Raw genomic sequence first — 24,934 nt, forward strand, 5'->3', positions numbered from 1 at the left:
GAATCGTAACGAGAGACGATATCAAGGGCCTGACTGAGCTGCATAAAAAAATCCGGAAACGAAGCGTTTCCGGATTCTTACACAGCCACTGGATCGTTCAACTGATCCTTAACTGATCGGCATTAGGTATCACCGGCCCATTTTTTTAAGCAAGGAACAACTTACGCAACGTATGCGGCACCGCATCTTCGGCGTTGCTGCCAATGACTTCCAGCGTCGGCAAGGTATCTTTCAACCGCTGATGCGCATTACGCATGATGCAGCCTTTACCCGCCATACTCAGCATTTCCACATCATTCATGCCATCACCAAAAGCGATGCACTCTTTCAGTGAGAAGCCAAGCTGCTTTGATACTGCTTCTAGCGCGTGACCTTTCGATACGCCACCCGCCATCACTTCCAGACAGGTCGGCAGTGAGAAGCTGACGTTAACGCGATCGCCCCAGCGCGCTTCGATCGCCAGCTCCAGCGGCACCAGACGTTCGGGATCGTCGCAGGTAAAGAACACCTTGCTGATGCCGTCGGTTTCAAGCATGCCCGGCTGATAAACCTGATAGTTGAACACTGACTCACGGAAATAGTCCTGCTCCTCCGGGCGATGACGGCTCATATACCACTCATCGTCGCGATACACGTGCGTCAGGATATGCTCATCGTGGTACTGCAGACCGTAAAGCTCGCTGGCGATGTCGGCGTCGAGGTTATGGCTAAACACCAGTTCACCGTCTGCGTTGTGCACGCGAGCCCCGTTGGAAGTAATCATGTACGCCGGAATGCCAAGGTTATCGCGCATCTGGCCTACGTCGATATAGTGGCGGCCGGTGGCGAAAACGAAGTGGACATCTTGCGCCACCAGTTCCTGCAGCGTGGTACGGGCAAAAGGTGTCAGGCGGTGTTCCGGTGAGAGCAGCGTGCCATCCAGGTCGGATGCGACGATGTGGTACATGTAAACCTCTGGTATTGATGTCGGAAAATGAGTTAAACGTGGCGCTCGAAAAAATCGACCACCAGGTTGAGCGCTTCAGCGCGCATGGCGTCTGTTTCGAACAAAATCTCGTGACGCGCGCCTTGAATCACATACGGCACGGTGCCTTCGCAGGGATGTCCCGCGTCAGCCATCGCCGTACAAAAAATATCTTGTGCGCGGTTATCCACCACATCGTCTTCGCTGGCCTGTAACACCAGGGAAGGCGTGGTGATTTTCGCCGCCTGGCTGATGATACTGCGTCCGGCATAGACGCCTTCGCGCACCCAATGATAGGTCGGGCCACCGACGCGTAGTCCTGGATCGTCCGCGTAAAAACGCAGGTTGCTCCGATAGCGCTCCCGGCTGTGCGTCAGGCGATTAATGCCAAACGGGCTGGCGCGCCAGCGGCCGGTGCCAAGCGCATAGCGTTCGCGAATGGCAGGCAGTTTTTCCGCCCAGTCCAGAATCGGGTGCGCCATCCAGTCAGGCAACGGCAGCACAATGCCAAACATCGGTGCCGAAAATACTGCGGCATGGAACGCCTGCGGCTGACGCGCCAGAAACAGCGCTAAAATCGCGCCGCCCATCGAATGCGCCAGCACGTAGCGTTGCTGATAATGGTTGCTGACCATCTCTTTCAGATACAGCGTTTCTAAGTCGTCAACATAGTGGCTGAACTCCACCACATGGCCGCGATGCGAATCCGCCAGCAAGCGATCGGAGCGGCCCTGCCCGCGATGGTCAATAATCACCACGTCATAGCCGCAGTGAAACAGATCGTAAGCCAGTTCCGGGTATTTGATATAGCTTTCGATGCGGCCTGGAACAATCAGGATGACACGGCGATGTTGCGGTGAGGTGAAACGAACATAGCGAATCTTCAGGTTACCGACACCGGTGAATTCGCACTCTTCACGACGACGCCAGAAGTCGAGCAGCGGACCGGTAGCAAAGGCGGAAAAGCCTTTCTCTCGCCCGAGCCAACGCTGTTTGTGATGCTGCATCCGTCCCCCTGAAAAAAAGCCTCATCGCGCGTCTGTACGCCATAGCGCACCGCGATATTCTGGCGTATTGTGTCACACTTCGTTCACTTCAGGGAATGTCACACATGACCATTGAATGGTGGTTAACCTACCTGTTGACTACAACTATCCTCAGTCTTTCACCCGGTTCCGGTGCCATCAACACCATGAGCACCGGCATCAGCCATGGCTATCGCGGCGCTGCGGCTTCCATCACTGGCTTACAGCTTGGGCTGGCGATTCACATTGTGCTGGTGGGTGCCGGTTTGGGTGCGCTATTTTCACAATCGATCATGGCGTTTGAAGTGCTGAAGTGGGCAGGCGCCGCCTATTTGGTGTGGCTGGGCATTCAGCAGTGGCGTTCCGCAGGCGGTATTGATTTGGATGCCGTGGCAAAAGCGATGCCGCGTCGTCGTTTGTTCAAACGCGCCATTCTGGTGAATCTCACCAACCCGAAAAGCATCGTGTTTCTCGCCGCGCTGTTCCCGCAGTTTATTCAGCCACACCAGCCGCAGTTGATGCAGTATCTGGTGCTCGGTGTCACCACCATCGTGGTCGATATTATCGTGATGATTGGTTACGCCACGCTGGCAACCCGTATTGCGGGCTGGATTAAAGGGCCAAAGCAGATGAAGCTGATGAACCGCACCTTTGGTGGGCTATTTATGGCCGTTGGTGCGTTGCTGGCGAGTGCGCGCAGAATCGCGTAAGACGTTTTAAAAACTGCGGCACCAAGGTGATAAACCTTATTGCCGCAGCTATTTCGAGGTGGTCAGTGTGCAAGTTCTGAAGCACAGATGCTGAACGTAAAGCGCGCGAACACTGCCCGGTGCCGTAATGGCAAGTAAACCCGATTTAACGCGAGATAATCAGGTGAATGCCGAATCCGGCAAACAGCACACCCGCCATCCCATCGACCCACTTCGCCATACGCTGATACTTATCACGCATCCACGGTAGTGCAAAAATCGCCGCGACCAGTGTGAACCAGGCAAAGGTCTCGCCGATAATCAGCAGAAACAGGCCCCAGCGTTCCATCGCGCCCACATCGTTGCCGACAAACAGTGAGAACACGCTGCCGAAATAGATAATCGCTTTCGGGTTCGACAGATTAGTCAGAAAACCTTTCAGGAAACTCATGCCTTTTTTTGGCAGCTCCACCACCGGCGCATCAACCTGCGGGGCTTTATGCTGCTGACGTGCCGAGCGCAGGAGTTGCCAACCCATCCACAGCAGGTACAAACCACCGCCCACCATGATGATTTCATGCAGCCAGGCCATTTTTTGCAGGATCAGATGCAAGCCCATCAGCGCCACACCGGCCCAGATTACGATTCCCAGCGTAATGCCCAACACGCCCATCATCGCCTCTTTACGTGAACGGCTGGCCGCCGTTTGCGACACAAAGAAGAAGTCCGGGCCGGGACTCATCAGCGCAACCAAATGCACCAGCGCGACGGTGGCGAATAACATCAACATGGTTTCTTTCCTTTACTCTTCATCGACATGTTCTTTGATCATCACCAGGAACGGTTTACCAAAACGTTCCAGCTTGCGATGACCGACACCGTTCACGCTCAACATTTCTGACGCGGTAATCGGCATTTGCTCCGCCATCTCAATTAATGTGGCATCGTTAAACACCACATACGGCGGAATATTGGATTCGTCGGCAATCGCCTTACGCAATTTACGCAGTTTGCCAAACAGCGTGCGATCATAATTACCGCTGTGCACTTTTGGTGAACTGCTGCGGCTCTTCACCGTGACGATACGCGGCACCGCCAGCATCAGCGGCACTTCGGCTCGCAGTACCGGACGCGCTGCCTCCGTCAGCTGTAAAGCGGAGTGCATGGCGATATTTTGCGTCACCATACCAAGGTGGATCAGCTGACGCAGCACGCTGACCCAATGCTCCTGGCTCTGCTCACGACCAATGCCGTACACCGGCAATTTGTCGTGCCCGTTATCGCGAACGCGGTGGTTAGTGGAACCGCGCAGCACGTCGACAATATAGCCCATACCGAAGCGCTGGCCGGTACGATAGATGCTGGAAAGCGCCTTCTGCGCCTCCACCAAACCATCATAGCGACGCGGAGGATCAAGGCAGATATCGCAGTTGCCGCACTGCTGCTGACGCCCTTCACCAAAGTAGTTGAGCAGCACTAAACGACGGCAGGTTTGCGCTTCGGCAAACGCGCCCATCGCATTGAGCTTGTGACGCTCAATGTCCTGTAACGGGCCCGGCGCTTTCTCCTCCAGACATTTACGGAGCCACGCCATATCCGCCGGATCGTAAAGCATCATCGCTTCTGCGGGCAGGCCATCACGCCCGGCGCGGCCGGTTTCCTGATAGTAGGATTCGATATTGCGCGGAATATCGAAGTGCACCACGAAACGCACGTTAGGTTTGTTAATGCCCATACCAAACGCCACGGTGGCGACCACGATTTGTAAGTCATCGCGCTGGAAGGCTTCCTGCACGTGCGCACGCTGAGCGCTGTCGATACCGGCGTGATACGCGCCGACACTCAGCCCACGGCTTTGCAAACGCGCAGCCGTGTCTTCCACCTTGGCACGGCTGTTACAGTAAATAATGCCGCTCTTACCGCGCTGCTCTTGCACGTAGCGCAACAGCTGATCGGTGGGTTTGAATTTCTCCACCAGCGTGTAGCGAATATTCGGGCGGTCAAAGCTGCTGATTTGAATCAGCGGATCGTCCATCTGCAACAGATGAGCGATGTCATTACGCGTGGTTTCGTCAGCGGTTGCCGTCAGCGCCATCACCGGCAGATCCGGGAAACGCTGACGCAGTTGACCAATCGAGCCATATTCCGGGCGGAAATCATGGCCCCATTGTGAGATACAGTGCGCTTCATCCACCGCCAGCATCACCGGATTCCACTGGTGCAGGCTGTCGAGGAAGTTATCCATCATCAGGCGTTCAGGCGCGATATACAGCAGTTTCAGCTTGCCAGTACGGCAATCCGCAAAGACCTGTTGCTGCTGCTCACGCGTTTGCGTCGAGTTAAGACACGCCGCTGCCACGCCGTTGGCCAGCAATTGATCGACCTGATCTTTCATCAGTGAGATCAGCGGTGAAACCACCAGCGTCAACCCTTCGCGCACCAGCGCCGGGATTTGATAGCACAGCGATTTCCCGCCGCCGGTCGGCATCACCACCAGACAATCACGCCCGGCAAGAGCGGTTTCGATGATGGTTTGCTGACCGGGACGAAATTGCTGGTAGCCGAAGGTATCTTGTAATACCTGCTGCGCCAGCATTTCCTGATTAAGCACTGCCGATGTTGCCACGGTAATCCTGTTTTTCTGACTGGTTAGAACAGATCGTTAAGTGTTACGCCCACGCCAAAACGTGTCTGGCGGTGGTTATAGTCGATAAGCGATTCACCATACCCGCTGAACAGCTGGGTGTAAAAGCGCACATGTTCAGAGATAGGATAGCTCCAGGCAAAAGTCGCGCCGCCGTAGCCGCTGTTCCAGTTGTAATTACCTTCCACACTGAAAATACTTTCACCCATTTCATAACCGAGCTTGGCGCGATAGTAGCCCATGTACTTGGTGATGTCGGGGTTATCATCGTTATTTTCATTTTCTGGAATGCGATACCAGGGTTTGATTTCCGCGAGGAAGTTACCGTTCTGTGCCATCAGACGCGCATAGACGCGGTTCCAGCTGCGTGAAGTCGGATCGCTGCGGCCGTTCGACTCGTGGTTCAGACCGGTTTCAATATCACGCAGTGTCCAGCCGGCAAAGGTGTAATCCGTTGCCCAGCCAAGGAAAATCTGCGGCTCATAGTTGGTTTCACGGAACGGCGATGAGGCTCCACGGTTAGAGAGCTGCCACCATGAACGTTGCGTATAGGATGCGGCCAGTACCGAATTATCACCCAGAATGCCACGCCACAGCGGGAACGCCAGGCTGAGCTGAAATTTTACTTCATCGTTTTTTGCTTTGTCCGCCCAGTTGTACGAAGAGATCGCCTCTTTGTTCATGTCGCTGGTGTAGGTGTAGAGCAAATAGTTGTTTTCGTAAGGATAAAGCACGAACGGGTTATCGTGTTTCTCCAACAGGTTCGCAATAATACTGCCCTTCACTGCCGGGGCGTCATGCACCTCTTTTATGGTGGCTTCATCAGCCTGTGCCAGCGCAGGTATCATCAAAGCTGCGGTCAGCAACGCGTATAGCTTACGCATAACATTCTCCAGGGAACTGCGTGTTGTCATTATTAGGCCCATGTTCAAAAAGCACGCCATTCTACACGCAAAGAGACAGGTTGATCAGTGCCGATTTCTGAAACTGGAAAGCCGCGCGAACGCGGCATAATATACACAACTCTTTAACATCTTAAGGCAGAAAACATGTCATCCCCGTTGCTGTCACAGCAGGAAGCTCGCCGCTTGATTGGCGAAATCTTTGTTTATCACATGCCCTTCAACCAGGCGCTGGGTTTAGAGCTGGATCGACTCGAAGCGGATTACGCCGAGTTGGGCTTTGCCAACAAAACCATGCTGGTCGGCAATGCGGCGCAGCAGATTTTGCACGGCGGCGTGATTGCCTCAGTACTGGATGTCGCCGCCGGTCTGGTGTGCGTCAGTCATGCACTGTCGCGTCAGGAAAGCATCAGCGAAGAGGAACTGCGTCAGCGTCTGTCGCGCATGGGCACTATCGATATGCGCGTTGATTATTTACGTCCCGGACGCGGCGATCGCTTTGTCGCCACCAGCAGCCTGCTGCGCGCCGGCAATAAAGTGGCGGTAGCGCGAGTGGAACTGCACAACCAGCAGGGCGATTATATCGCCACAGCAACCGCCACCTATTTGATTGGCTAGTTACCTTTTTTGGAAAGCATGATGGATACGCAACAAACGCGTCAGGGCATTGGCTATGCGCTCGGCGCTTATTTTATCTGGGGCATTGCGCCAGCCTACTTCAAGCTGGTGAAAGAAGTCCCGCCAACAGAAATCATGACGCATCGCGTGATTTGGTCGGCACTGTTTATGCTGGTGCTGATTACCCTGAGCCGCAGCTGGCAGCAGGTACGCACAGTGCTGGCTCAACCAAAGAAAGTGCTGCTGCTGGCCGTCACTGCCGTCACCATTGGCGGCAACTGGCTGCTGTTTATCTGGGCAGTGAATAATCAGCATATGCTGGAAGCCAGCCTCGGCTACTTTATCAACCCGCTGATCAACGTAGTGTTTGGCATGCTGTTCCTGCGCGAGCGCTTCCGCCGCTTGCAGTGGCTGGCGGTGTTGCTGGCAACGATTGGCGTACTGGTGCAGCTGTGGCAATTTGGCTCGCTGCCGATTATTGGCCTGGGACTGGCGCTAAGTTTTGCCGTCTATGGTTTGCTGAGAAAGAAAATTCAGGTGGATGCGCAGAGCGGCATGCTGATCGAGACCGCATGGTTATTCCCGCTGGCGGCCATCTACTTGTTTGGCTTTGCTGACAGCGCCACCAGCCACCTCAGCGCCAATCCAATGAGCCTCAATTTCAAGCTGATCGCGGCGGGCATCGTCACCACGATTCCGCTGATGCTGTTTGCCGCCGCCTGTGCGCGTCTGCGTTTGTCGACCGTGGGCTTTTTCCAATACCTCGGTCCCACGTTGATGTTCCTTTTGGCCGTGCTGTTCTACGGCGAGAGCCTGACGCCGGACAAGATGGTCACCTTCGGCTTTATCTGGCTGGCACTCGCCGTATTTATCGCTGATGCAATCGCGTTCTCAGCTCGCACCCGCGTGCGCGTAGCGTGAGATAAAGCGCGCGATAGCCGGGCCGGTCAGCAGGATGGTGAACAGGCGTAAGGTCTGCAACGCCATCACAAACGCGATATCGACCCGGCTGCCCGCCGCAATAATCGCCACGGTATCCAGCCCGCCCGGGCTGGTTGCCAGATACGCCGTCATCAGATCGACGTGCAGCACCTGCGTCAGCATCCACGCCAATCCACCACACAGCAGCATCAAGCCGAAAATCGACACCAGCATTTGCGGAAGGGTGCGCAGCGCCAGCAGGAAGATCGGGCGCGTAAAGCGCAAACCCACGCTCCAGCCAATCAACGCATAGGCCAGCGCCAGCAACCACTCCGGCACCTGCAAAGTGGCGACATCGGTGCCGTGGAGCGTCGCACCAATCAGCGCGGGCAGCAGCAGCGCACCCGAAGGGATATGCAGTTTTTGTCCCAGCCAGGCGCCCGCGAACATCACCACCAATGTCAGGATGAAGCTGCTTTGTAAAGCAGGGAACCATACCAGCTCCACTGCACCACCGTTGGTGCCCAGCCCAATGCGCGCCACCACTGCCGCCGCAGTCGCCACAAACAGCACGCGCAGATACTGCATAAACGCCACTAAGCGCACGTCCGCACCGAAATCACCGGCCATCGCCACCATCGCAGAAGCGCCGCCGGGAGACGATCCCCACGCACCGGTTGGCCCTGGAAGGTTGCTAAAGCGCACCAGTAGAAAACCTGACAAACCGCTGGCCGCCAGCGTAAGCACCAACACCGCCAGCACCACCGGCCAATCCGCTAACAGCGGTGAGAGAATAGCCGGTGACAGTGTTTGCCCGATCATGCAACCCAACACCGCTTGTGCGAGCACAAACAAACGTTTGTCGATGCGTACGGTGGCGCCAGAAAGGCCCATGACGGTTCCGACGATCATCGGACCTAAAAGCAGTGCAGCAGGAAGGTGAAACAGCTGGAGAATGATCCCCAGTACTAACGAAGCAATCAGCAGAATGGTCCACTGCTGTCGCAAAGAAAAACGCGCCATAGGGTGGAAATCAGAAAGTGAGAAGTGACAACAGCCTACGCAGAATTGTGATGCAGCGCCAGTTTAAAGGGCCGCAAATGCGGCCCCGAAAAGGTTACAACCAGTTTTTCCGTTTGAAATAGAGGTACGGCGCCAGACCGGCAAGGATCATCAGCGTAATCGCGCCAGGATAACCAAAACTCCATTTCAGCTCAGGCATAAACTCGAAGTTCATCCCGTAGCTGGATGCCACTAGCGTGGGTGGCAGGAACACCACCGACACCACTGAGAAGATCTTAATGATGCGGTTCTGCTCGATGTTGATAAAGCCCATCGCCGCCTGCATCAGAAAGTTGACCTTCTGGAACAGCGATTCGTTGTGCGGCAGCAGGGATTCGATATCACGCAGGATCTCACGCGCCTGCTCCAGCTGATTGCCTGGCAGACGGGCTTTACGCACCAGGAAGTTCAATGCACGTTGGGTATCCATCAGACACAAACGCACTTTCCAGCCGATATCCTCCAGCTCCGCCAGACGCGACAGCGCCTGATCGTACTCTTCGCCCTGTTGCCCTTCCATGATCACGCGGCTGAGTTTTTCCAGCGCGCTATAGATGTTCTCGATCTCATCCGCCAGCTGTTCGATTTTCGTCTCAAACAGATCCAGCAACAGCTCGTAGGCGTTGCCATCGGTCAGCGTCTGGTTGCGCGCACGCATACGATACAGACGAAAAGCCGGCAGCTCGCGCTCGCGTAATGTATAGAGGCGATCTTCACGGATGGTGAATGCCACGGTGGAGTTGCCAGCGTGGTCTTCCGCATCTTCAAAGAAGAAGAAGGAGTGAATGTGCAGACCATCTTCATCTTCGAAGAAACGTGCGGAGGCCTCGATGTCTTCCAGCTCCGGACGCGTCGCCAGGCTTTGACCCAGCTCGGATTGCACACGATCACGCTCAGTGTCGTCGGGCTCGATGAGATCGACCCACACCGAGGTGTTGAGTGTGTCGTTGTTATCTTCCAGTTCGATGCGCGTCAGGCGATCGCGTTCGAGTTTAAAAGCGCTCAGCATAGCAATACTCCCCATTGCAGACTTAATGGGACAAGGCGGCACACCGTGATGCCGAAGGCAAAACGGGCACGGCAAAGCCTGAACGCGGAAACTTTCGCTTCAAGGGTAAATCAGTGCTGACTCGTGCGACGAGAGTGTAAAGGGAGGTCGCTGATAACCGCTAAGGCTACCCGCGTATAGAGGTAGCCTTAGATGTTATTCCTGTTAAACAGGCGGTTGAGCCAGCATCGACTGGGCGCGTCCAAGGCATTGTCCTCTCATGATAATAGTGCGCGCATGTTACGCTGAGACGAAAAAGTCGTCAAGGTAACGCAACGGCGCTACACCGTTTCCAGACGCGCGTACGCCGCCACCAGCCACTTGATGCCCTGGCCCTGAAATGCCACCTGCAAGCGGCTGTGTTCACCGCTGCCTTCGAGGTTGATGATGGTGCCTTCACCGAATTTGGCATGGCGTACACGCTGGCCCAGCGCGAATCCACTGTCGTTTTCCGTGATTGGCGTGCCCATGCGTTGATGGCTCACCGGACGGCTGACGCTGGCGCGCAGACGCACTTCCTCGACGCACTCTTCCGGCAATTCGCCGATGAAGCGCGATGGACGGTGATACACTTCTTTACCATAAAGGCGGCGAGTTTCGGCGTAGGTCAGCGTGAGCTTCTCCATCGCGCGCGTGACGCCAACGTAGGCAAGACGACGCTCCTCTTCCAGACGTCCGCCTTCATCCAGCGACATCTGGCTTGGGAACATGCCCTCTTCCATACCCACGATAAATACCTGAGTGAACTCAAGACCTTTCGCCGAGTGCATGGTCATCAGCTGTACCGCATCCTGCCATTTGTCGGCCTGACCTTCACCGGCCTCCAGCGCCGCATGCGACAGAAACGCCTGCAGCGGCATCAGATCTTCGTCCTCGTCCTGATAGCTGAACTGACGCGTTGCCGTCACCAGCTCCTCTAAGTTTTCGATACGTGCCTGGCCTTTTTCGCCCTTTTCCTGCTCGTACATGATCCACAGGCCGGAATCCTTGATCACGCGATCGGTCTGCACATGCAGCGGCATGTCGGCAGTTTCCGTAGCCAGTGAATCCACCAGCTCGCAGAAGCGTTGTAGCGCGGAAGCCGCACGTCCCGCCAGGGCTTTGTTTTGCAGCAGTTCACGCGTCGCTTGCCACAGCGTTAATTGCTGTTCGCGCGCGGTCTGGCGCACCACATCCAATGTGCGATCGCCCACGCCGCGCACTGGCGTGTTCACCACGCGCTCAAACGCGGCATCGTCATTGCGGTTCGCCATCAGACGCAGATACGCCAGCGCATCTTTGATCTCCTGGCGTTCGAAGAAGCGCATGCCGCCGTAAATGCGGTACGGCATGCTGCCTTGCAACAGCGCTTCTTCCAGCACGCGCGACTGGGCGTTGCTGCGGTAAAGAATGGCGCAATCCTGCAGCGCGTTGCCATTCTCATGCCAGGTTTTGATGCGGTTGACCACGAAGCGCGCTTCGTCTAATTCGTTAAACGCGCAGTAGAGGGATATCTTTTCGCCGTCACTGCCATCGGTCCACAGCTCTTTACCGAGGCGACCATTGTTATTGGCGATCAGCGTGTTGGCCGCTTTCAGGATGTTATTGGTCGAGCGGTAGTTTTGCTCCAGGCGAATGGTTTCCGCGCCAGGGAAATCCTGCAGGAAGCGCTGGATGTTCTCGACCTGCGCGCCACGCCAGCCGTAAATCGACTGATCGTCATCCCCGACGATAATCACGCGACCAGTATCGCCCGCCAGCATACGGATCCACGCGTACTGGATGTTGTTGGTATCCTGGAATTCGTCCACCAGCACGTTGCTAAAACGCTCGCGGTAATGATTCAGGATATGCGGCTTGTTCAGCCACAGCTCATGCGCACGCAGCAGCAGTTCGGCAAAATCCACTAAGCCCGCGCGATCGCAAGCCTCCTGATAAGCCTGATAGATGCGCAGCCAGGTTTGTTCGATCGGATTACCGTAGCTTTCGATGTGTTTTGGACGCAGCCCTTCATCTTTTTTGCCGTTGATGTACCACATGCCCTGGCGTGCAGGCCACTGTTTCTCATCAAGGTTCATGGCTTTGATCAGACGCTTGAGCAGGCGCAGCTGATCGTCGCTATCGAGAATCTGGAAATCCTGCGGCAGATTGGCATCAAGATGATGGGCACGCAGTAAACGGTGCGCCAGGCCGTGGAAGGTACCAATCCACATACCGCCCTGACTGGTGCCGATCAGTTGATCGATACGATGGCGCATTTCAGCCGCCGCTTTGTTGGTAAAGGTCACCGCCATGATCGAGTAAGGCGAGCAATTCTCTACCGACAGCAGCCAGGCAATGCGATGCACCAGCACGCGCGTTTTGCCACTGCCTGCCCCGGCCAGCACCAGCAGATTGCTGCGCGGCGCGGCGACCGCCTCGCGCTGTTTGTCATTCAAGCCGTTAAGCAGATCAGAAACGTCCATAAGCACCGTTTTGCCAAAATAATAAAAGGAGGATTGAGAAATGCGGTTTCTCAGCATTCAGTCAACGCACCATTTGTAGCGGCGCTATTCATCGCAAAATGAAGGGTGCCGCTACGATTTGTGCGTCAGGAAATGCCTGCCATCATCCAGCCATTAGCTGGATGAACATACAGCATTATAGCAGCGAGGTCAGCGATGCCAACTGATGAATTTCGACGTGCGGCAGCAAACGCGCATCATCAATCTTCATCAGATTGCCATCGCGTAGGTTGATCCAGCAGGCTTGCATGCCCGCGTTTATTGAACCGACCACATCGGTGGTGAGATCGTCGCCCACATGAAGAATATGCTCAGGTGCGATGTTCAAACGCTCAGCCGCCAGCTGATACATATCCTGCCACGGCTTAGCACGGCCGTGCGGGCCGGCGCGCAGGGCGAACTGGAAGTAATGGTTGATCCCCAGTTTTTCCGGACAGGCATTGCCGTTGGTGATCGCCACCAGCGGGACGCGCTCGCCCAGCCACGTCAGCGTTTGGTGCGTCTCATCTGGCATCTCGACTTCGCTGCGCCACTGATGGAACACGCCCATCACTTCGCTGGCACCGGCGCGGGCTTCAGCAGCGGATAAGCCAATATTGATCATTGCCAGCTCAACCGAGCGGCGGCGCCACTCAGACACGTCGTGGTAAATTTCCGGCTCACGCGCCAGCAGTTCGTCACGTAGCGCCTGATAATCAGCGGGGGTGAATTCACGCAGTGCCGGATGGAAGGCCTGCAACGCGGCGTGGGATTCGGCGGTGGTTTTACGGATCACCGGATGGTTGTCATACAGCGTATCGTCGAGATCGAAAGTGATCGCTTTGATCGGGCCCAGCGGGCGGTAGAACTTCATTCAGACTTTCCTCGTTTAGCACGTGGATGCGCCGCGTCGTACACGGTCGCCAGATGCTGGAAATCGAGATGGGTATAGATTTGCGTGGTCGACAGATTAGCGTGCCCGAGCAGTTCCTGCACCGCGCGCAGATCGCCACTCGATTCGAGTAAATGGGTCGCAAAAGAGTGGCGCAGTTTATGCGGATGAATATGGTTGGCCACGCCCTGCTTAATGCCCCACTCGGCAAAGCGCTTTTGCACGTTACGCGCTGAAATACGCGTGCCGCGACTGGAGACAAACATCGCATCATCCTGCGGCGCGAAGCTTGCACGCAGTGGCAGCCAGTGTTGCAGCCAGGTCACCGCCGTGCCACCAATCGGCACACGTCGCTCTTTACTGCCTTTCCCCAACACCCACACTTCACCGGCGTCAAGATCGACATGACGACAATCCATGCCCACCAGCTCCGACAAACGTAAACCGCCGCCGTACATGGTTTCCAGCATCGCTCGGTCGCGCACCGCCAGCGGATCGTTCAGGTCGATCTCCAGCAGTTGGTTAACCTCGTCGACATCCATATTTTTTGGCAGATGACGAGCATTGCGCGGCGTGGAAATGCCTTTGGCTGGATTGGCACTCAACATGCCCTGGCTGACCTGCCAGTCAAGAAAACTGCGCAGTGCTGACATACGTAATGCCAGACTGCTGGGCCCGAGTCCGGCACGACGGCTGCGAGCCGCCAGCTGACGAACCTGTGCGGGCTCCAGTTGTGCCCATGAGGCGATCTTCATCTCATCGGCCATCGCGGTCATCGTCTGCAACTGGCGGGTGTAATTCTTTTGCGTCAACGGGCTGAGCTGGCGTTCGACTTTCAGATAACGCAGAAAGCCCTCAACGGCTGGCTGCAACGGGCTGACGTCACTCATGCGCGTTCAATCCAGCGAGACAGCAGATCCGGCAGCATTTGCGCCAGATGCTGTAACAGCAAAGTGCCCATGCCCGCTTGATAATGCTGGTTGTCGCGGCTGCTGAAAATTAGTACGCCAAGCTCGCCGCGTTCGCCCATCAGCGACATCGCCACCGACCCGATGGCTTTCGCCTGAGGCAACAACAGCAGTAACTCCGGGCCATTCAGGCTGCCAAGGTAATGATGTTCAGCACCAAAGCGTTGAATACGCAGCGGCTCAAAAGCCTGACGAGAAAGACCCAACTGGGTGAAATCAGAAGGTGCGCCGATGTGCCAATGGTCGTTGAACACCCGCACATTGGCGCCGGCCAGACCCAACTCACGCGCCCAACGGTGCAGACGCGTTAACATTTCCTGCAGGCTGTCCGCCGCGGCAAGATGGCCTTGTAACCCCAGCAGACGATCGAACAGTTGATGGTTGGCCGTAGCCTGCTCCATCAACAGCGTGATTTCCTCTTCCAGCTGCTGGATGTGGTTGCGCTGACGCGCCATGTGCCACTCTACCAGCGATACGCTGCCGCGCACCGGGTGCGGCACCATCATCTGTTCAACCTGGCGCGCATTGCGAATAAAGAAATCGGGGTTCTGGCGCAGGAAGGCGCTTACCGACTGATCGTCCAGCAAAACCGCGCTGTCGGTTTGCTCTTCGACATTTTTCATAGATGAATAAACCCATCGTAGACGTGTGTGGCTGGCCCGGTCATAAACAGCGGCTGACCCGCTCCTTTCCAGGCGATATGCAGCGTTCCGCCAGGCAAATCAACGCGAACTTTTTCCGCCAGAATGCCTTGCTGAATGCCGCAGGCAACGGCTGCGCAAGCGCCGCTGCCACAGGCCTGGGTTTCACCCGCGCCGCGTTCATACACGCGCAGACGAATGTGTTCAGGATTAACCACTTCCATAAAGCCCACGTTGACGCGCTCCGGGAAGCGTTCGTGGCTTTCCAGCAGCGGACCGAGGGTTTCCACGGCGGCCGTTTTCACACTCTCAACCTGAATCACACAGTGCGGGTTGCCCATCGACACCGCACCAAACATCACGGTCTGCTCCGCAACACGTTGCAGATACAGGCTTTCCGCTTTATTGGCGCGCAGCGGCACCTGTTGCGGATCGAAGTTGGGTTCACCCATGTTGACACGTACCAGCTCATCGCTGGTCACGCTCAGCACCATGCGACCGGTTTGCGTACTCACGCGAATGTCGCTTTTGTTGGTCAGCCCTTTCAGGCGCACAAAGCGAGCAAAACAGCGCGCACCGTTACCGCACTGAGCCACTTCGCTGCCATCGGCGTTGAAAATTCGGTAATGAAAATCGAGATCCGGATCATAAGGCGGTTCGACGATCAGCAGCTGATCGAAACCGATCCCCAGATGCCGATCCGCCAGACGGCGAATCAGTTCCGGCGAAAAAAAGACGTTTTGCGTCACGGCATCCACAACCATGAAATCGTTGCCGAGACCGTGCATTTTCGAGAACTGCATTTTCTGCTCCGCCGGATTACTCATAGAGATTAGTTCGCCTGTGAACCCGATTTGCTGGTGACCAAACCGTTAACGTCAGCATTCTGTGCCGCTTTTTGCTGCTGTTCGGTGACCTGCTGGTTTTGTTTGGTCGGCTGATCTTTGGGCGGGAAATACAGCGGTCCTTTCAGGCCACAGCCTGCGAGGCTGACCAGTGCCAGCGCCATACCCAGCTGACTTATCATATGTCTCATTCTGTCTGCTCTTCCTGTCCTTAAGCCTTGGCTGCTTATCATCGCAGTTGACGTTGTAAAAGCAACAGGAAATACCCGCAAATCCGGGCGCATGTCAGAGGAAAAGCCAATCCCACCACGCGAACGCAGGCGGGATCAGTGCATTTGGTAGCGCGGCTGGAAATCGCCGTTGTCGTTATCGGGCTGCGTCGCACAGAGCTGTGTCAGCGTCTGGCTGCGGAATGGAATCACCTGGAAGCGATCGCCCGCGTGCACAATCTGGTAGAACTGCGGCAGGTTGAAGTTGATAAAGCTGGAGCCATAGGTGAAGCGGTCATGCGACGAGGAGTAAAAACGGCTCACGTCACGCACCAACTCTTCTTTGCTGCCTTCACAATGGTGATAAACCTCAACGCGATTGGTTTCGTCGAGGATATAAATGTTGAAGCCGCGATCGTCATTGGTGTCTTCAAAGAAGAACTGAATGATGCCTTCGCTGGCATAGCCGTTCACCACCGGCGGTAATGGCGTCTGATTCGATTCCACTTTGATCGACAAACCGTGCAGCTTGTTGTTGGAAATTGCGCCGTAGAACTCGACCGCATTTTCCAGTTTCTGCACCGAGACGCTCATGCGCTCGAAGAACAAGCCCCACGTCTGGCCCGCCATGCGCAGCGCTTTAAAGCGGCCTGGCTCCTGACGGGTACTCGACAGACGCAGCTCAATGCACTCAGACACCAGCTGCTGCACGCGGGTACGAATCAAACCGCGCAGATGCTGGCTGTAGCAGAACACTTCCACCGTATCCGGCGGTGCGGCGTCCTGATGCATTTTGCCGAGAATGGTTTTCAGCGCTTCGATCATCGCCTGCTCACCGCTGAAGTGCAGCGTACGCACTTCATTCCATGAGTTGCGGTACAGCAGATCAATGCTACCAATCAGGCACTGTTGCTGCTGGCCGAAGCTGAACACATCCAGCTTGCGGAAATCAAAGTGCACCACCTGATTGCGGAAGGCGGAGGTCGGATCGTGTTCGAGGTTAACGATAATCGCCAGATGACGGATTTCGCACGGGCTGTACAACGCTTTTGGCGTCGGCGCAGGTACACGCAGCGGGAAGTGGCTCGACACATCGTTCACCAACTCCTGCAAACGCGGCAGATCGCAGAATTCGTTGCCCTTCATATGTAAACGCGTTTTGCTGGTCAGCAAACCGTTGAACCACGCCCACGCCACTAACTTGTTCAGGTAGCGGTTATATTCCAGCGGCTGATGGCTGATGATCGAACTCATGTCCGGCGACTGGTTGTAAAGATACCAACCGGCGCGATTGGCGCGACCTTCCGGCACATGAATAAAGGTCAGATTATCTTCCGACAGGTCAGGCGAAATCTGTGGGTTCACCAGCGTCACTTTGCCCGGCAACGCTTCAAACGCGGCATACAGTTTACGCGTCAGCACGCCGATATCCTGCGGGCTGGCACTGACGCTTAAATTGTTACGACGGGCAAAACGGATCAGGTTGCGATAGCTCTGCATCATCGCATCCAGCAACTCGTTGTGCGCTTCACGCACACGCTCAATTTTCCACTGGGCGCGGTTATCCAATACCGCAATTTTCTCTTCATCCCAACCCCACTCTTTCACCAGCTGCGAAAGAATCTCGCGACGCCAGCCTGAGCGGTGATGGTGGTGATCGTCACTCGAGAGCTTCTCACACACTTTTAAATAGAAACATCGACGCACCAAATCGAGGCGCGCCATGTCATCGACGCTGGTCAGATAGCGCGTCACACGCTCCAGCATCATGCAATAGGGGTCGAGGCCGAAGCAGACGATTTCGCCATCGTGCAGGCGCTGTTTGATATCCATCGCCAGCAATTGCGTGTTCGGGTATTCCCAGCTGTACGCTTCTAACAACAGGGTTTTCAGCACCGCTTTGTACGGTGAATCGATGCTTTTATACAGCTGCCACAAGCTGGCGCCGAAGTACTCTTCGGCTGACAGCGTGCCGAGACCGCCGAGATCCAGCCACTCATTCGGCGTCAACACGCCTTGAGAATAGAGTGACATCACGTAATCGTCGTAATGGTGCTCTTCTTCGCCGGGCACCATGTTCCACAGGATGCGTTTACCCGCCATACGCACAGCGGTACGGTAGAACTCATCCAGCAGCAAAATATGTTGGGTAGAACCGCAGTCTTCACCACCGAGGCTGCCGCTCTCATTGTGGCGGAAACGATTCTCGTCGATCAGGAAGAAACTGACTTCCACACCCATCGACACACACCATTTCTGCAACAGGGTACACTTGCGCTGCAGATTGAGGCGCTCTTCATTATCCAGCCAGGATTGATGACACACCCAGATGTCGAGATCGGACACGCTGTTCTGACCGACAGACGAGGTACTGCCCATCGAGTAAATGCCGGTAATCGGACGTTCACCTTTGACCGCAGTGCTGAGATCCAGAGACTGATCGCCTGCCAACTGTTGCAACAAATGCTGTTGGTTTTCATCAGGCGTGAAGAAGCTGACACCGTGGGGAACGCTACCGTCAAGGTAGCCCGGCATCAGCGGGTGATGATAGTGCAGTAATGTTGGCAGCAGACTGTAGACTTGCTGGAAGGCAGGTCCCATAGCAGCCAGTGCGCGATCAACGCGCAGCTGGTTAATTGCATCCAGTCTCTGTTTCAGTGTCTCAATGTAGAGGTACAAGACGTTTCGCCTGATTGTCCCAGTGTTAAGCACCCTGTTTCCAAAACCTGCCGCTTAATAATAAAGATGTTGGGCAAATTATTGCTGGAAACGTGATCAATCTAACACCTGGAGGATTGACCGTAAAGAAAGTTGCGCTACATGACAGTTTAGCACGTTCCCCATGTAGCCCTGCTTTTTCGGACTTAGACGTCAGAAAATGACGCAATAATGCGTAACAACTGACATCGAGGCCTTTTCAATCCGTTGAAACTGACAGCATTCCCCTATCAATGATAGGATAATCGATGAACGATCAAAATGGTTAACAGCATGTTAAACAAAATTTTCAGAATTGCTACCAGACAAAGTCCCCTTGCTTTATGGCAGGCACAATATGTCCAACAGCGCCTGATGGCAGCACATCCGGGCGTGCAGGTTGAGCTGGTGCCTATGGTCACCAAAGGCGACATCATCCTCGACACACCGCTGGCTAAAGTCGGTGGAAAAGGCCTGTTTGTTAAAGAGCTTGAACTGGCAATGCTGGAAAACCGTGCCGATCTTGCGGTGCACTCCATGAAGGATGTGCCGGTGGATTTCCCGGAAGGCCTGGGCCTCGTCACCATCTGCGAGCGTGAAGACCCGCGTGATGCCTTCGTTTCCAACCTGTATAACAGTATTGATGAACTGCCACAGGGCGCGATTGTGGGGACGTCCAGTCTGCGTCGTCAGTGTCAGCTCAGCGCGCGTCGTCCCGATCTGATCATCCGTTCGTTACGCGGGAACGTGGGCACCCGTTTAGGTAAGCTGGATGCCGGAGAATATGACGCCATTATTCTGGCCGCGGCAGGCCTGAAGCGCTTGAACCTCGACGACCGCATTCGTCAGGCGATGCCCGCTGAAATCTCGCTGCCCGCCGTGGGCCAGGGCGCCGTCGGCATCGAATGTCGCCTTGATGATCACGAACTGATTACCTTATTGCAGGCGCTGAATCACGCCGACACCGATGTTTGTGTGCGCGCTGAACGCGCGATGAACACACGCCTCGAAGGCGGTTGTCAGGTACCGATCGGCAGCTTTGCCGTGCTGGAAGATAATCAGCTATGGTTACGTGGCTTAGTCGGCTCACCGGATGGCCAGCAAATGGTGGTAGGTGAACGCCGTGGTCCGCGCGAAAACGCCGTGCAAATGGGGATCTCCCTTGCAGAAGAGCTGCTGGATGGCGGCGCCCGCGACATTCTGCGCGACGTTTATCAGGGGCAAACGCCTGCATGACCATTCTCGTGACCCGCCCGGAGCCCGCTGCCAGTGAACTGGTTTCGCGTCTGCGAACCCTGGGAAAACTGGCGTGGACTCTACCGCTGATTGAATTCACGCCGGGTCGCGATCTGCAACAATTGCCGCAAAAACTGGCGGCTTTACGGCCGGGCGATCTGGTGTTTTTGCTGTCGCAGCAGGTGGTGTTGTTTGCCCATCCAGCGCTACAGCAGAGTGCCCTCACCTGGCCCGAAACACTCGACTACTATGCGATAGGGCGCAGCACCGCGCTGGCACTGCATACCGTCAGTCATCTGAAAGTAGACTATCCTCATGCGCGGGAGACCAGCGAAGAGTTAGTGCGCCTCAACCGTCTGCAGCAGGTAAAAGGCAAGCGTGCGCTGATTTTGCGCGGCAGCCCAGGCCGTGAGTTACTGGCTGAAACCCTGCTGGAACGCGGCGCCGAGGTGGAATACTGCGAGTGCTATCAACGGTGTGAAAAGTATTATGAGGGCGCGATTGAGGGTCGTCGCTGGCGCGATCGCGGAATTACCACGCTGGTGGTCACCAGCGGTGAGATGTTACAACAACTGTTTGCACTGTTTCCGCCGATCGATCGTCGGGAATGGTTATTGCACTGTCGACTGGTGGTCGTCAGTGAACGTTTGGCTACTCAGGCCGCCGAATTAGGCTGGCAGGATATTGAGGTAGCCGATGGTGCTGATAACGATGCGCTGCTGCGCGCGTTACGCTGAACTTAACAATGGGATGAGCCATAATGACGGAACAAAAAGCCTCCTCCGCCATGGTTGAAGAAACCACCCCTGCGGACACTTCCCCCACGCCAGACGGTAAAAAGCCTCGCGAAAAAAAAAGCGATGGCAAAGTACTGAGCGCGGTGGCGATTGTGATTGCGCTGGCGATTGGCGCGGGACTTTACCTCAATGGGAAACATCAGGCCGATTTACAGGCTCAGACAAACCAGAACCTGAGTGAACAGCTGAGCGCCCTGCAGCAGCAACTGGGCAGCGACAAACAGCAGCTGACGCAACAACTGGACACCGCGAACACAGCGTTGCAGGAAGCGCGGACGCAGCAGGACAACAGCGCCAAAGAGCTGGAAACCCTGCGCGATAAAGTTGCGACGATTTCCGGCAATGACACCCGCACCTGGCTACTGGCGCAAGCGGACTACCTCGTGAAACTGGCGGGTCGCAAGCTGTGGAGCGATCAGGATGTCACCACAGCAGCCGCGCTGCTGAAAAGCGCCGATACCAGCCTGGCCGATATGAATGACCCGAGCGTGATGAACGTGCGTCGTGCTTTAACGCAGGACATCAGTTCTCTCTCAACGGTGAGCCAGGTCGATTACGATGGCATCATCCTCAAACTCAATCAGTTGTCGAACGGCGTCGATAATCTGCGTCTGGCTGACAATGACAGTGATGATTCACCGATGGATGCCGATGGCGGAGAGCTTTCCAGCTCGCTGCACGAATGGCGTCAAAACCTGGTGAAGAGCTGGCATAACTTTATGGATGATTTCATTACCATCCGCCGCCGTGATAACACCGCACAGCCGCTACTGGCACCGAATCAGGACGTTTACCTGCGTGAAAACATTCGTTCACGTCTGCTGATTGCCGCCCAGGCTGTGCCACGTCATCAGGATGAAATCTACAAACAGTCGATTGATGCGGTCTCAACCTGGGTGCGCGCCTGGTATGACACCAACGACGCTGCCACCAAAGCCTTCCTCGCACAGCTGGATGAGCTGAGTCAGCAAAACATCTCAATGGATGTGCCGGATACGCTGGAAAGTCAGGCGCTGCTGGAAAAATTGATGCAGACGCGCGTGCGCAACCTGCTGGCGCAGCCATCGGTTCCGGCTGATCAACAGGGAGGCTAAGCATGCTGAAAGTATTGGTGCTTTTCCTGCTGCTGATCGCAGGCGTGGTATTGGGGCCGATGATTGCTGGCCACCAGGGCTACGTGCTGATTCAGACCGATAACTGGAACGTGGAAACCAGCGTCACGGGACTGGCAATCATCCTGATTCTCAGTCTGCTGGTGATTCTGTTCATTGAATGGATTTTACGCCGCGTGTTCCGCACCGGTGCACGCACGCGTGGTTGGTTCACTGGACGTAAACGCCGCAGCGCGCAGCGTCACACGCAGAGCGCGCTGATGAAGCTGGCGGAAGGTGATTACAAGCAGGTTGAAAAACTGCTGTCGAAGAATGCCGATCACGCCGATCAGCCCGTGGCTAACTATCTGCTGGCAGCCGAAGCGGCGCAGCAGCGTGGTGACGAAGTGCGTGCCAATCAACATCTGGAACGTGCGTCTGAGCTGTCCGAGAACGACACCATTCCGGTTGAAATCACCCGCGTACGCCTGCAACTGGCACGTAATGAAGATCACGCCGCCCGTCATGGCATTGACCGATTGCTGGAAGTCGCACCGCGTCATCCGGAAGTGCTGCGTCTGGCTGAACAGGCTTATATTCGCACCGGCGCATGGGGCGCGTTGCTGGATATTCTGCCCTCCATGCAGAAATCTCAGGTTAACGATGAAACCCATCGTGAGGCGCTGCAACAGCAAGCCTGGCTAGGCATGATGAATCAGGCCATGGCCGATCAAGGCAGCGAAGGCCTGAAGAAGTGGTGGCAAAACCAGAGCCGTAAAACGCGTCAGGAAACGGCGCTGCAGGTGGCGATGGCGGAACATCTGATTGAGTGTGATGACCCGGATACCGCACAAAGCATCGTGCTGGAAGGATTGAAGCGCCAGTATGACGATCGCCTGGTGCTGTTAATGCCACGCATTAAAAGTGGCGATCCGCAATCGCTGGAGAAAGCGCTGCGCCAGCAAATCAAACAACATGGCGCAACGCCGCTGCTGCACAGCACCTTGGGCCAGATGCTGATGCGCCACGGTGAGTGGCAACAGGCCGCTGAAGCTTTCCAGCAGGCACTGGCACAACGCCCTGATGCTTTTGATTATGCCTGGTTGGCCGATGTCTATGATCGCCTGCATCGCCCCGAGGACGCTGCTCAAATGCGCCGTGAAGGTCTGCTTCTTACCTTAAAAACGAATCCAAACGTTTGATTTAACGATTGTTACTTTTGTGCACGCCGGGCTTGTCCCGGCTTTTTTTTGCCTGAAGAGTAGCGGCGTGAGGGTAAATCGCAGATAAAAAAACACCTGCCATAAGCAGGTGTAAGATCAGGTCGTTCAGACAACTGATGGTATCCGACTCAACGTAATGTCCTTCTTACTGCAGTAAAGCGTGCGCAATAACTGCCAGGCTGGACAACGGATACCGTAAGGGGCTCTGCATCATTCCCAGGTTTATGTAGCATCAGCAAACATAAGAGGTGGAATGAGCATCTACAGGATTAGTATTGCATAAGCCGTGCCAGAATTGCAGATTAAGAGATAAGTTATTTTAAATCAGCAAGATAACCGTACAGCCTCACTTCAGGCTGAGAAGTGCGTCGTTATTTCGCAACACTCCCCTCAATAACTGTCTCCTCTCAACGACAACCAATGCAAGGAACTGTCAGCCCATTTAAAATCAATGGTTTATGAGTCTCATTATGACGACAACAGCCAGTGGCGTGATTTAAGAAGCCGCATGGTGTTGAGAAGCCGGGATGCTGAGTTGCTGAGTTGCTGAGTTGCTGAAAAGGATAAGATCAGTTTAGGGAAAGATAAAACGAAAAAAGCCTGCTTTTTCAAGCAGGCTTTTCGAATATGGTCGGCGAGAGAGGATTCGAACCTCCGACCCACTGGTCCCAAACCAGTTGCGCTACCAAGCTGCGCTACTCGCCGATTTTTTCTGTATCTTATTTCTTCACGCTACCGCGTAATTTTGCCTGGTGCGAAGGGAGGGACTTGAACCCTCACGTCCGTAAGAACACTAACACCTGAAGCTAGCGCGTCTACCAATTCCGCCACCATCGCGTGCCCAGCAAAATTTGGGGTGGCTAATGGGACTCGAACCCACGACAACTGGAATCACAATCCAGGGCTCTACCAACTGAGCTATAGCCACCATAATTCTGGTGCGTAAGCATCTCTGCTTACTATTTTCACTGCATAACGCGGTTAAAACCAACCACCGAAGCTCTTGCGCACAAACTAAATGGCGCGCCCGACAGGATTCGAACCTGAGACCTCTGCCTCCGGAGGGCAGCGCTCTATCCAGCTGAGCTACGGGCGCGTAGCGCCGTTGCGGATGGGCATACTACGGGCTTGACCTCATACTGTCCAGCGCTTTTTTATAAAAAAAACGCGTTTGATTACGCTTTGTGCATTCCGTCGATTATTAATGCAGTTTTGCTGCCTGCACTGATGATATTGCTGAATAAATCGGCGATATCAAAGATCGCCACGCCAATGATAGCGCAAATATTTCAGCAGTTTTAACTGGCGGCGCCAACGCGATGGCTGCCGAATCAAACGATAGAGCCATTCCAGACCTAATTTCTGCCAGATTCGCGGTGCACGCGCAACGTGGCCGGTGAAAACGTCGTAGGTACCGCCCACGCCCATATACAGTGCATGCGGCCAGTGCGCGCGGCAATCACGCATCAGCAACTCCTGACGCGGCGAGCCCTGCGCCACCGTGACAATCTGTGCACCGCTGGCCGCAATGCGCGCAAACAACGCTTCACGCTCTGCCGGGGCAAAATAGCCATCCTGACTGCCGACGATGTTCACATTCCACTGACGACGCAGTTTGTCACAAGTTTCATCCAGCACCGCCTGACGACCACCAATCAGAAATACCGGAATGCTGCTGCGGCCCGCGCGCTCCATCAGGGCTTCCCACAGATCGGCACCGGCGATGCGGTTCACCTGCAACTGCGGATACTTCTTACGTAAGGAGCGCACGATGCTGATGCCATCCGGATATTTGAATTCCGCTTCAGCAATCAGTGCACGCAGTTGCGCATCCTCTTCCAGCGTCAGCATCTTTTCTGCATTCATCGCCACCAGCGTGCCACAGCGCGGCTGGCCATCCGGCAGCAAGAAGTGCAGGAAGCTGTCCATGTCGTTAAAGGCGTGAAGATCGACACCGCGCAGGTTATAGCGCGGCTTATCGGTTTTCATGAATCATGTTC

General features: G+C 55.3%; 22 protein-coding genes and 4 tRNA genes. 7 read left to right on the plus strand and 19 right to left on the minus strand.

What is annotated here, in order from left to right; genetic code table 11:
* Window positions 1-145: 145 nt before the first annotated feature.
* Both yigL and pldB read right to left on the minus strand, forming a co-directional pair.
* Window positions 146-946 carry a sugar/pyridoxal phosphate phosphatase YigL gene (yigL, locus tag F3J37_RS09790; protein ID WP_160868709.1) on the minus strand — a complete coding sequence of 267 codons (801 nt, stop codon included), beginning with the start codon at window positions 944-946 and terminating at the stop codon, window positions 146-148.
* 32 nt (window positions 947-978) lie between these two features.
* Entirely contained in the window at window positions 979-1,971 is a 993-nt protein-coding gene (gene pldB / locus F3J37_RS09795; protein ID WP_166933211.1) for a lysophospholipase L2, read from the minus strand.
* A 104-nt stretch (window positions 1,972-2,075) separates the two neighbouring features.
* Between pldB and rhtB the strand changes: the two genes are divergently transcribed.
* Window positions 2,076-2,699, plus strand: coding sequence for a homoserine/homoserine lactone efflux protein (gene rhtB / locus F3J37_RS09800; protein WP_034827889.1), 624 nt, complete (start codon window positions 2,076-2,078; stop codon window positions 2,697-2,699).
* Window positions 2,700-2,844: 145 nt separating this feature from the next.
* On the opposite strand, the gene rhtC is transcribed toward rhtB, so the two are convergent.
* The 3 genes from rhtC to pldA are packed head-to-tail and all read right to left on the minus strand — an operon-like array spanning window position 2,845 to window position 6,206.
* The gene (rhtC, locus tag F3J37_RS09805) at window positions 2,845-3,468 is read right to left on the minus strand and encodes a threonine export protein RhtC (RefSeq protein ID WP_034827887.1); all 624 of its coding nucleotides are present in this window, start codon (window positions 3,466-3,468) and stop codon (window positions 2,845-2,847) included.
* A 12-nt stretch (window positions 3,469-3,480) separates the two neighbouring features.
* Entirely contained in the window at window positions 3,481-5,304 is a 1,824-nt protein-coding gene (gene recQ / locus F3J37_RS09810; protein WP_058960360.1) for an ATP-dependent DNA helicase RecQ, read from the minus strand.
* Window positions 5,305-5,327: 23 nt separating this feature from the next.
* Complete coding sequence (gene pldA / locus F3J37_RS09815; RefSeq protein ID WP_034827877.1) at window positions 5,328-6,206, minus strand: phospholipase A; 879 nt, start codon at window positions 6,204-6,206, stop codon at window positions 5,328-5,330.
* 165 nt (window positions 6,207-6,371) lie between these two features.
* Between pldA and F3J37_RS09820 the strand changes: the two genes are divergently transcribed.
* Window positions 6,372-6,842, plus strand: a complete 471-nt coding sequence (locus F3J37_RS09820; protein WP_045815824.1) for a thioesterase family protein — start codon at window positions 6,372-6,374, stop codon at window positions 6,840-6,842.
* A 21-nt stretch (window positions 6,843-6,863) separates the two neighbouring features.
* Window positions 6,864-7,763, plus strand: a complete 900-nt coding sequence (gene rarD / locus F3J37_RS09825) for an EamA family transporter RarD (protein ID WP_166933213.1) — start codon at window positions 6,864-6,866, stop codon at window positions 7,761-7,763.
* Here the strand turns inward: rarD and F3J37_RS09830 are convergent.
* From F3J37_RS09830 to F3J37_RS09870, 9 genes are all read right to left on the minus strand, one after another.
* Window positions 7,734-8,786: an AbrB family transcriptional regulator gene (locus F3J37_RS09830; RefSeq protein WP_166933215.1), complete on the minus strand. Its 1,053-nt coding sequence runs from the start codon at window positions 8,784-8,786 to the stop codon at window positions 7,734-7,736. The genes rarD and F3J37_RS09830 overlap by 30 nt on opposite strands.
* 94 nt (window positions 8,787-8,880) lie before the next feature.
* Complete coding sequence (corA, locus tag F3J37_RS09835; protein ID WP_034827871.1) at window positions 8,881-9,834, minus strand: magnesium/cobalt transporter CorA; 954 nt, start codon at window positions 9,832-9,834, stop codon at window positions 8,881-8,883.
* A gap of 320 nt (window positions 9,835-10,154) precedes the next feature.
* On the minus strand, window positions 10,155-12,317 hold the full coding sequence (gene uvrD, locus F3J37_RS09840; RefSeq protein ID WP_058960397.1) for a DNA helicase II: 2,163 nt from the start codon (window positions 12,315-12,317) through the stop codon (window positions 10,155-10,157).
* Window positions 12,318-12,492: 175 nt separating this feature from the next.
* Complete coding sequence (yigB, locus tag F3J37_RS09845; RefSeq protein ID WP_058960364.1) at window positions 12,493-13,209, minus strand: 5-amino-6-(5-phospho-D-ribitylamino)uracil phosphatase YigB; 717 nt, start codon at window positions 13,207-13,209, stop codon at window positions 12,493-12,495.
* Window positions 13,206-14,117, minus strand: coding sequence for a tyrosine recombinase XerC (xerC, locus tag F3J37_RS09850; protein ID WP_058960365.1), 912 nt, complete (start codon window positions 14,115-14,117; stop codon window positions 13,206-13,208). Before xerC ends, yigB begins: the two co-directional genes overlap by 4 nt.
* On the minus strand, window positions 14,114-14,818 hold the full coding sequence (locus F3J37_RS09855) for a DUF484 domain-containing protein (RefSeq protein WP_034827865.1): 705 nt from the start codon (window positions 14,816-14,818) through the stop codon (window positions 14,114-14,116). Before F3J37_RS09855 ends, xerC begins: the two co-directional genes overlap by 4 nt.
* Complete coding sequence (dapF, locus tag F3J37_RS09860) at window positions 14,815-15,639, minus strand: diaminopimelate epimerase (RefSeq protein WP_166933384.1); 825 nt, start codon at window positions 15,637-15,639, stop codon at window positions 14,815-14,817. The genes F3J37_RS09855 and dapF overlap by 4 nt, the downstream gene beginning before the upstream one ends.
* Before the next feature lie 29 nt (window positions 15,640-15,668).
* Entirely contained in the window at window positions 15,669-15,872 is a 204-nt protein-coding gene (gene lptM / locus F3J37_RS09865) for an LPS translocon maturation chaperone LptM (RefSeq protein ID WP_166933217.1), read from the minus strand.
* A 135-nt stretch (window positions 15,873-16,007) separates the two neighbouring features.
* A complete protein-coding gene (locus F3J37_RS09870) occupies window positions 16,008-18,569 on the minus strand; it encodes a class I adenylate cyclase (RefSeq protein ID WP_097118518.1) in 2,562 nt (853 codons plus the stop codon).
* 312 nt (window positions 18,570-18,881) lie between these two features.
* Here F3J37_RS09870 and hemC point away from each other — a divergent pair, with 312 nt between their 5' ends.
* The 4 genes from hemC to hemY are packed head-to-tail and all read left to right on the plus strand — an operon-like array spanning window position 18,882 to window position 22,913.
* Entirely contained in the window at window positions 18,882-19,823 is a 942-nt protein-coding gene (hemC, locus tag F3J37_RS09875; protein WP_058960399.1) for a hydroxymethylbilane synthase, read from the plus strand.
* Entirely contained in the window at window positions 19,820-20,560 is a 741-nt protein-coding gene (gene hemD, locus F3J37_RS09880) for a uroporphyrinogen-III synthase (protein WP_166933219.1), read from the plus strand. The genes hemC and hemD overlap by 4 nt, the downstream gene beginning before the upstream one ends.
* A gap of 23 nt (window positions 20,561-20,583) precedes the next feature.
* Entirely contained in the window at window positions 20,584-21,714 is a 1,131-nt protein-coding gene (gene hemX / locus F3J37_RS09885) for a uroporphyrinogen-III C-methyltransferase (RefSeq protein WP_166933220.1), read from the plus strand.
* 2 nt (window positions 21,715-21,716) lie between these two features.
* Entirely contained in the window at window positions 21,717-22,913 is a 1,197-nt protein-coding gene (hemY, locus tag F3J37_RS09890; RefSeq protein WP_166933222.1) for a protoheme IX biogenesis protein HemY, read from the plus strand.
* A 649-nt stretch (window positions 22,914-23,562) separates the two neighbouring features.
* On the opposite strand, the gene F3J37_RS09895 is transcribed toward hemY, so the two are convergent.
* The 5 genes from F3J37_RS09895 to wecG form a co-directional block, all read right to left on the minus strand.
* Window positions 23,563-23,639, minus strand: a tRNA-Pro gene (locus F3J37_RS09895).
* A 45-nt stretch (window positions 23,640-23,684) separates the two neighbouring features.
* Window positions 23,685-23,771: transfer RNA gene (locus F3J37_RS09900), tRNA-Leu, on the minus strand.
* A gap of 15 nt (window positions 23,772-23,786) precedes the next feature.
* Window positions 23,787-23,862, minus strand: a tRNA-His gene (locus F3J37_RS09905).
* A 91-nt stretch (window positions 23,863-23,953) separates the two neighbouring features.
* Window positions 23,954-24,030: transfer RNA gene (locus tag F3J37_RS09910), tRNA-Arg, on the minus strand.
* A 158-nt stretch (window positions 24,031-24,188) separates the two neighbouring features.
* Window positions 24,189-24,923: a lipopolysaccharide N-acetylmannosaminouronosyltransferase gene (gene wecG, locus F3J37_RS09915; protein WP_166933223.1), complete on the minus strand. Its 735-nt coding sequence runs from the start codon at window positions 24,921-24,923 to the stop codon at window positions 24,189-24,191.
* Window positions 24,924-24,934 lie beyond the last annotated feature (11 nt).

The organism is Candidatus Pantoea communis, from assembly GCF_011752685.1.
Classification (GTDB): domain Bacteria; phylum Pseudomonadota; class Gammaproteobacteria; order Enterobacterales; family Enterobacteriaceae; genus Pantoea; species Pantoea communis.

Excerpts from the sequence above, each read along its gene's own strand:
- hemX (WP_166933220.1), top strand. The coding sequence starts at position 20,584 with ATGACGGAACAAAAAGCCTCCTCCGCCATGGTTGAAGAAACCACCCCT.
- F3J37_RS09820 (WP_045815824.1), top strand. The coding sequence starts at position 6,372 with ATGTCATCCCCGTTGCTGTCACAGCAGGAAGCTCGCCGCTTGATTGGC.
- rarD (WP_166933213.1), top strand. The coding sequence starts at position 6,864 with ATGGATACGCAACAAACGCGTCAGGGCATTGGCTATGCGCTCGGCGCT.
- yigL (WP_160868709.1), bottom strand. The coding sequence starts at position 946 with ATGTACCACATCGTCGCATCCGACCTGGATGGCACGCTGCTCTCACCG.
- xerC (WP_058960365.1), bottom strand. The coding sequence starts at position 14,117 with ATGAGTGACGTCAGCCCGTTGCAGCCAGCCGTTGAGGGCTTTCTGCGT.
- hemY (WP_166933222.1), top strand. The coding sequence starts at position 21,717 with ATGCTGAAAGTATTGGTGCTTTTCCTGCTGCTGATCGCAGGCGTGGTA.
- hemC (WP_058960399.1), top strand. The coding sequence starts at position 18,882 with ATGTTAAACAAAATTTTCAGAATTGCTACCAGACAAAGTCCCCTTGCT.
- uvrD (WP_058960397.1), bottom strand. The coding sequence starts at position 12,317 with ATGGACGTTTCTGATCTGCTTAACGGCTTGAATGACAAACAGCGCGAG.
- pldA (WP_034827877.1), bottom strand. The coding sequence starts at position 6,206 with ATGCGTAAGCTATACGCGTTGCTGACCGCAGCTTTGATGATACCTGCG.
- pldB (WP_166933211.1), bottom strand. The coding sequence starts at position 1,971 with ATGCAGCATCACAAACAGCGTTGGCTCGGGCGAGAGAAAGGCTTTTCC.
- lptM (WP_166933217.1), bottom strand. The coding sequence starts at position 15,872 with ATGAGACATATGATAAGTCAGCTGGGTATGGCGCTGGCACTGGTCAGC.
- yigB (WP_058960364.1), bottom strand. The coding sequence starts at position 13,209 with ATGAAGTTCTACCGCCCGCTGGGCCCGATCAAAGCGATCACTTTCGAT.
- dapF (WP_166933384.1), bottom strand. The coding sequence starts at position 15,639 with ATGCAGTTCTCGAAAATGCACGGTCTCGGCAACGATTTCATGGTTGTG.
- F3J37_RS09855 (WP_034827865.1), bottom strand. The coding sequence starts at position 14,818 with ATGAAAAATGTCGAAGAGCAAACCGACAGCGCGGTTTTGCTGGACGAT.
- rhtC (WP_034827887.1), bottom strand. The coding sequence starts at position 3,468 with ATGTTGATGTTATTCGCCACCGTCGCGCTGGTGCATTTGGTTGCGCTG.
- wecG (WP_166933223.1), bottom strand. The coding sequence starts at position 24,923 with ATGAAAACCGATAAGCCGCGCTATAACCTGCGCGGTGTCGATCTTCAC.
- hemD (WP_166933219.1), top strand. The coding sequence starts at position 19,820 with ATGACCATTCTCGTGACCCGCCCGGAGCCCGCTGCCAGTGAACTGGTT.
- rhtB (WP_034827889.1), top strand. The coding sequence starts at position 2,076 with ATGACCATTGAATGGTGGTTAACCTACCTGTTGACTACAACTATCCTC.
- F3J37_RS09830 (WP_166933215.1), bottom strand. The coding sequence starts at position 8,786 with ATGGCGCGTTTTTCTTTGCGACAGCAGTGGACCATTCTGCTGATTGCT.
- corA (WP_034827871.1), bottom strand. The coding sequence starts at position 9,834 with ATGCTGAGCGCTTTTAAACTCGAACGCGATCGCCTGACGCGCATCGAA.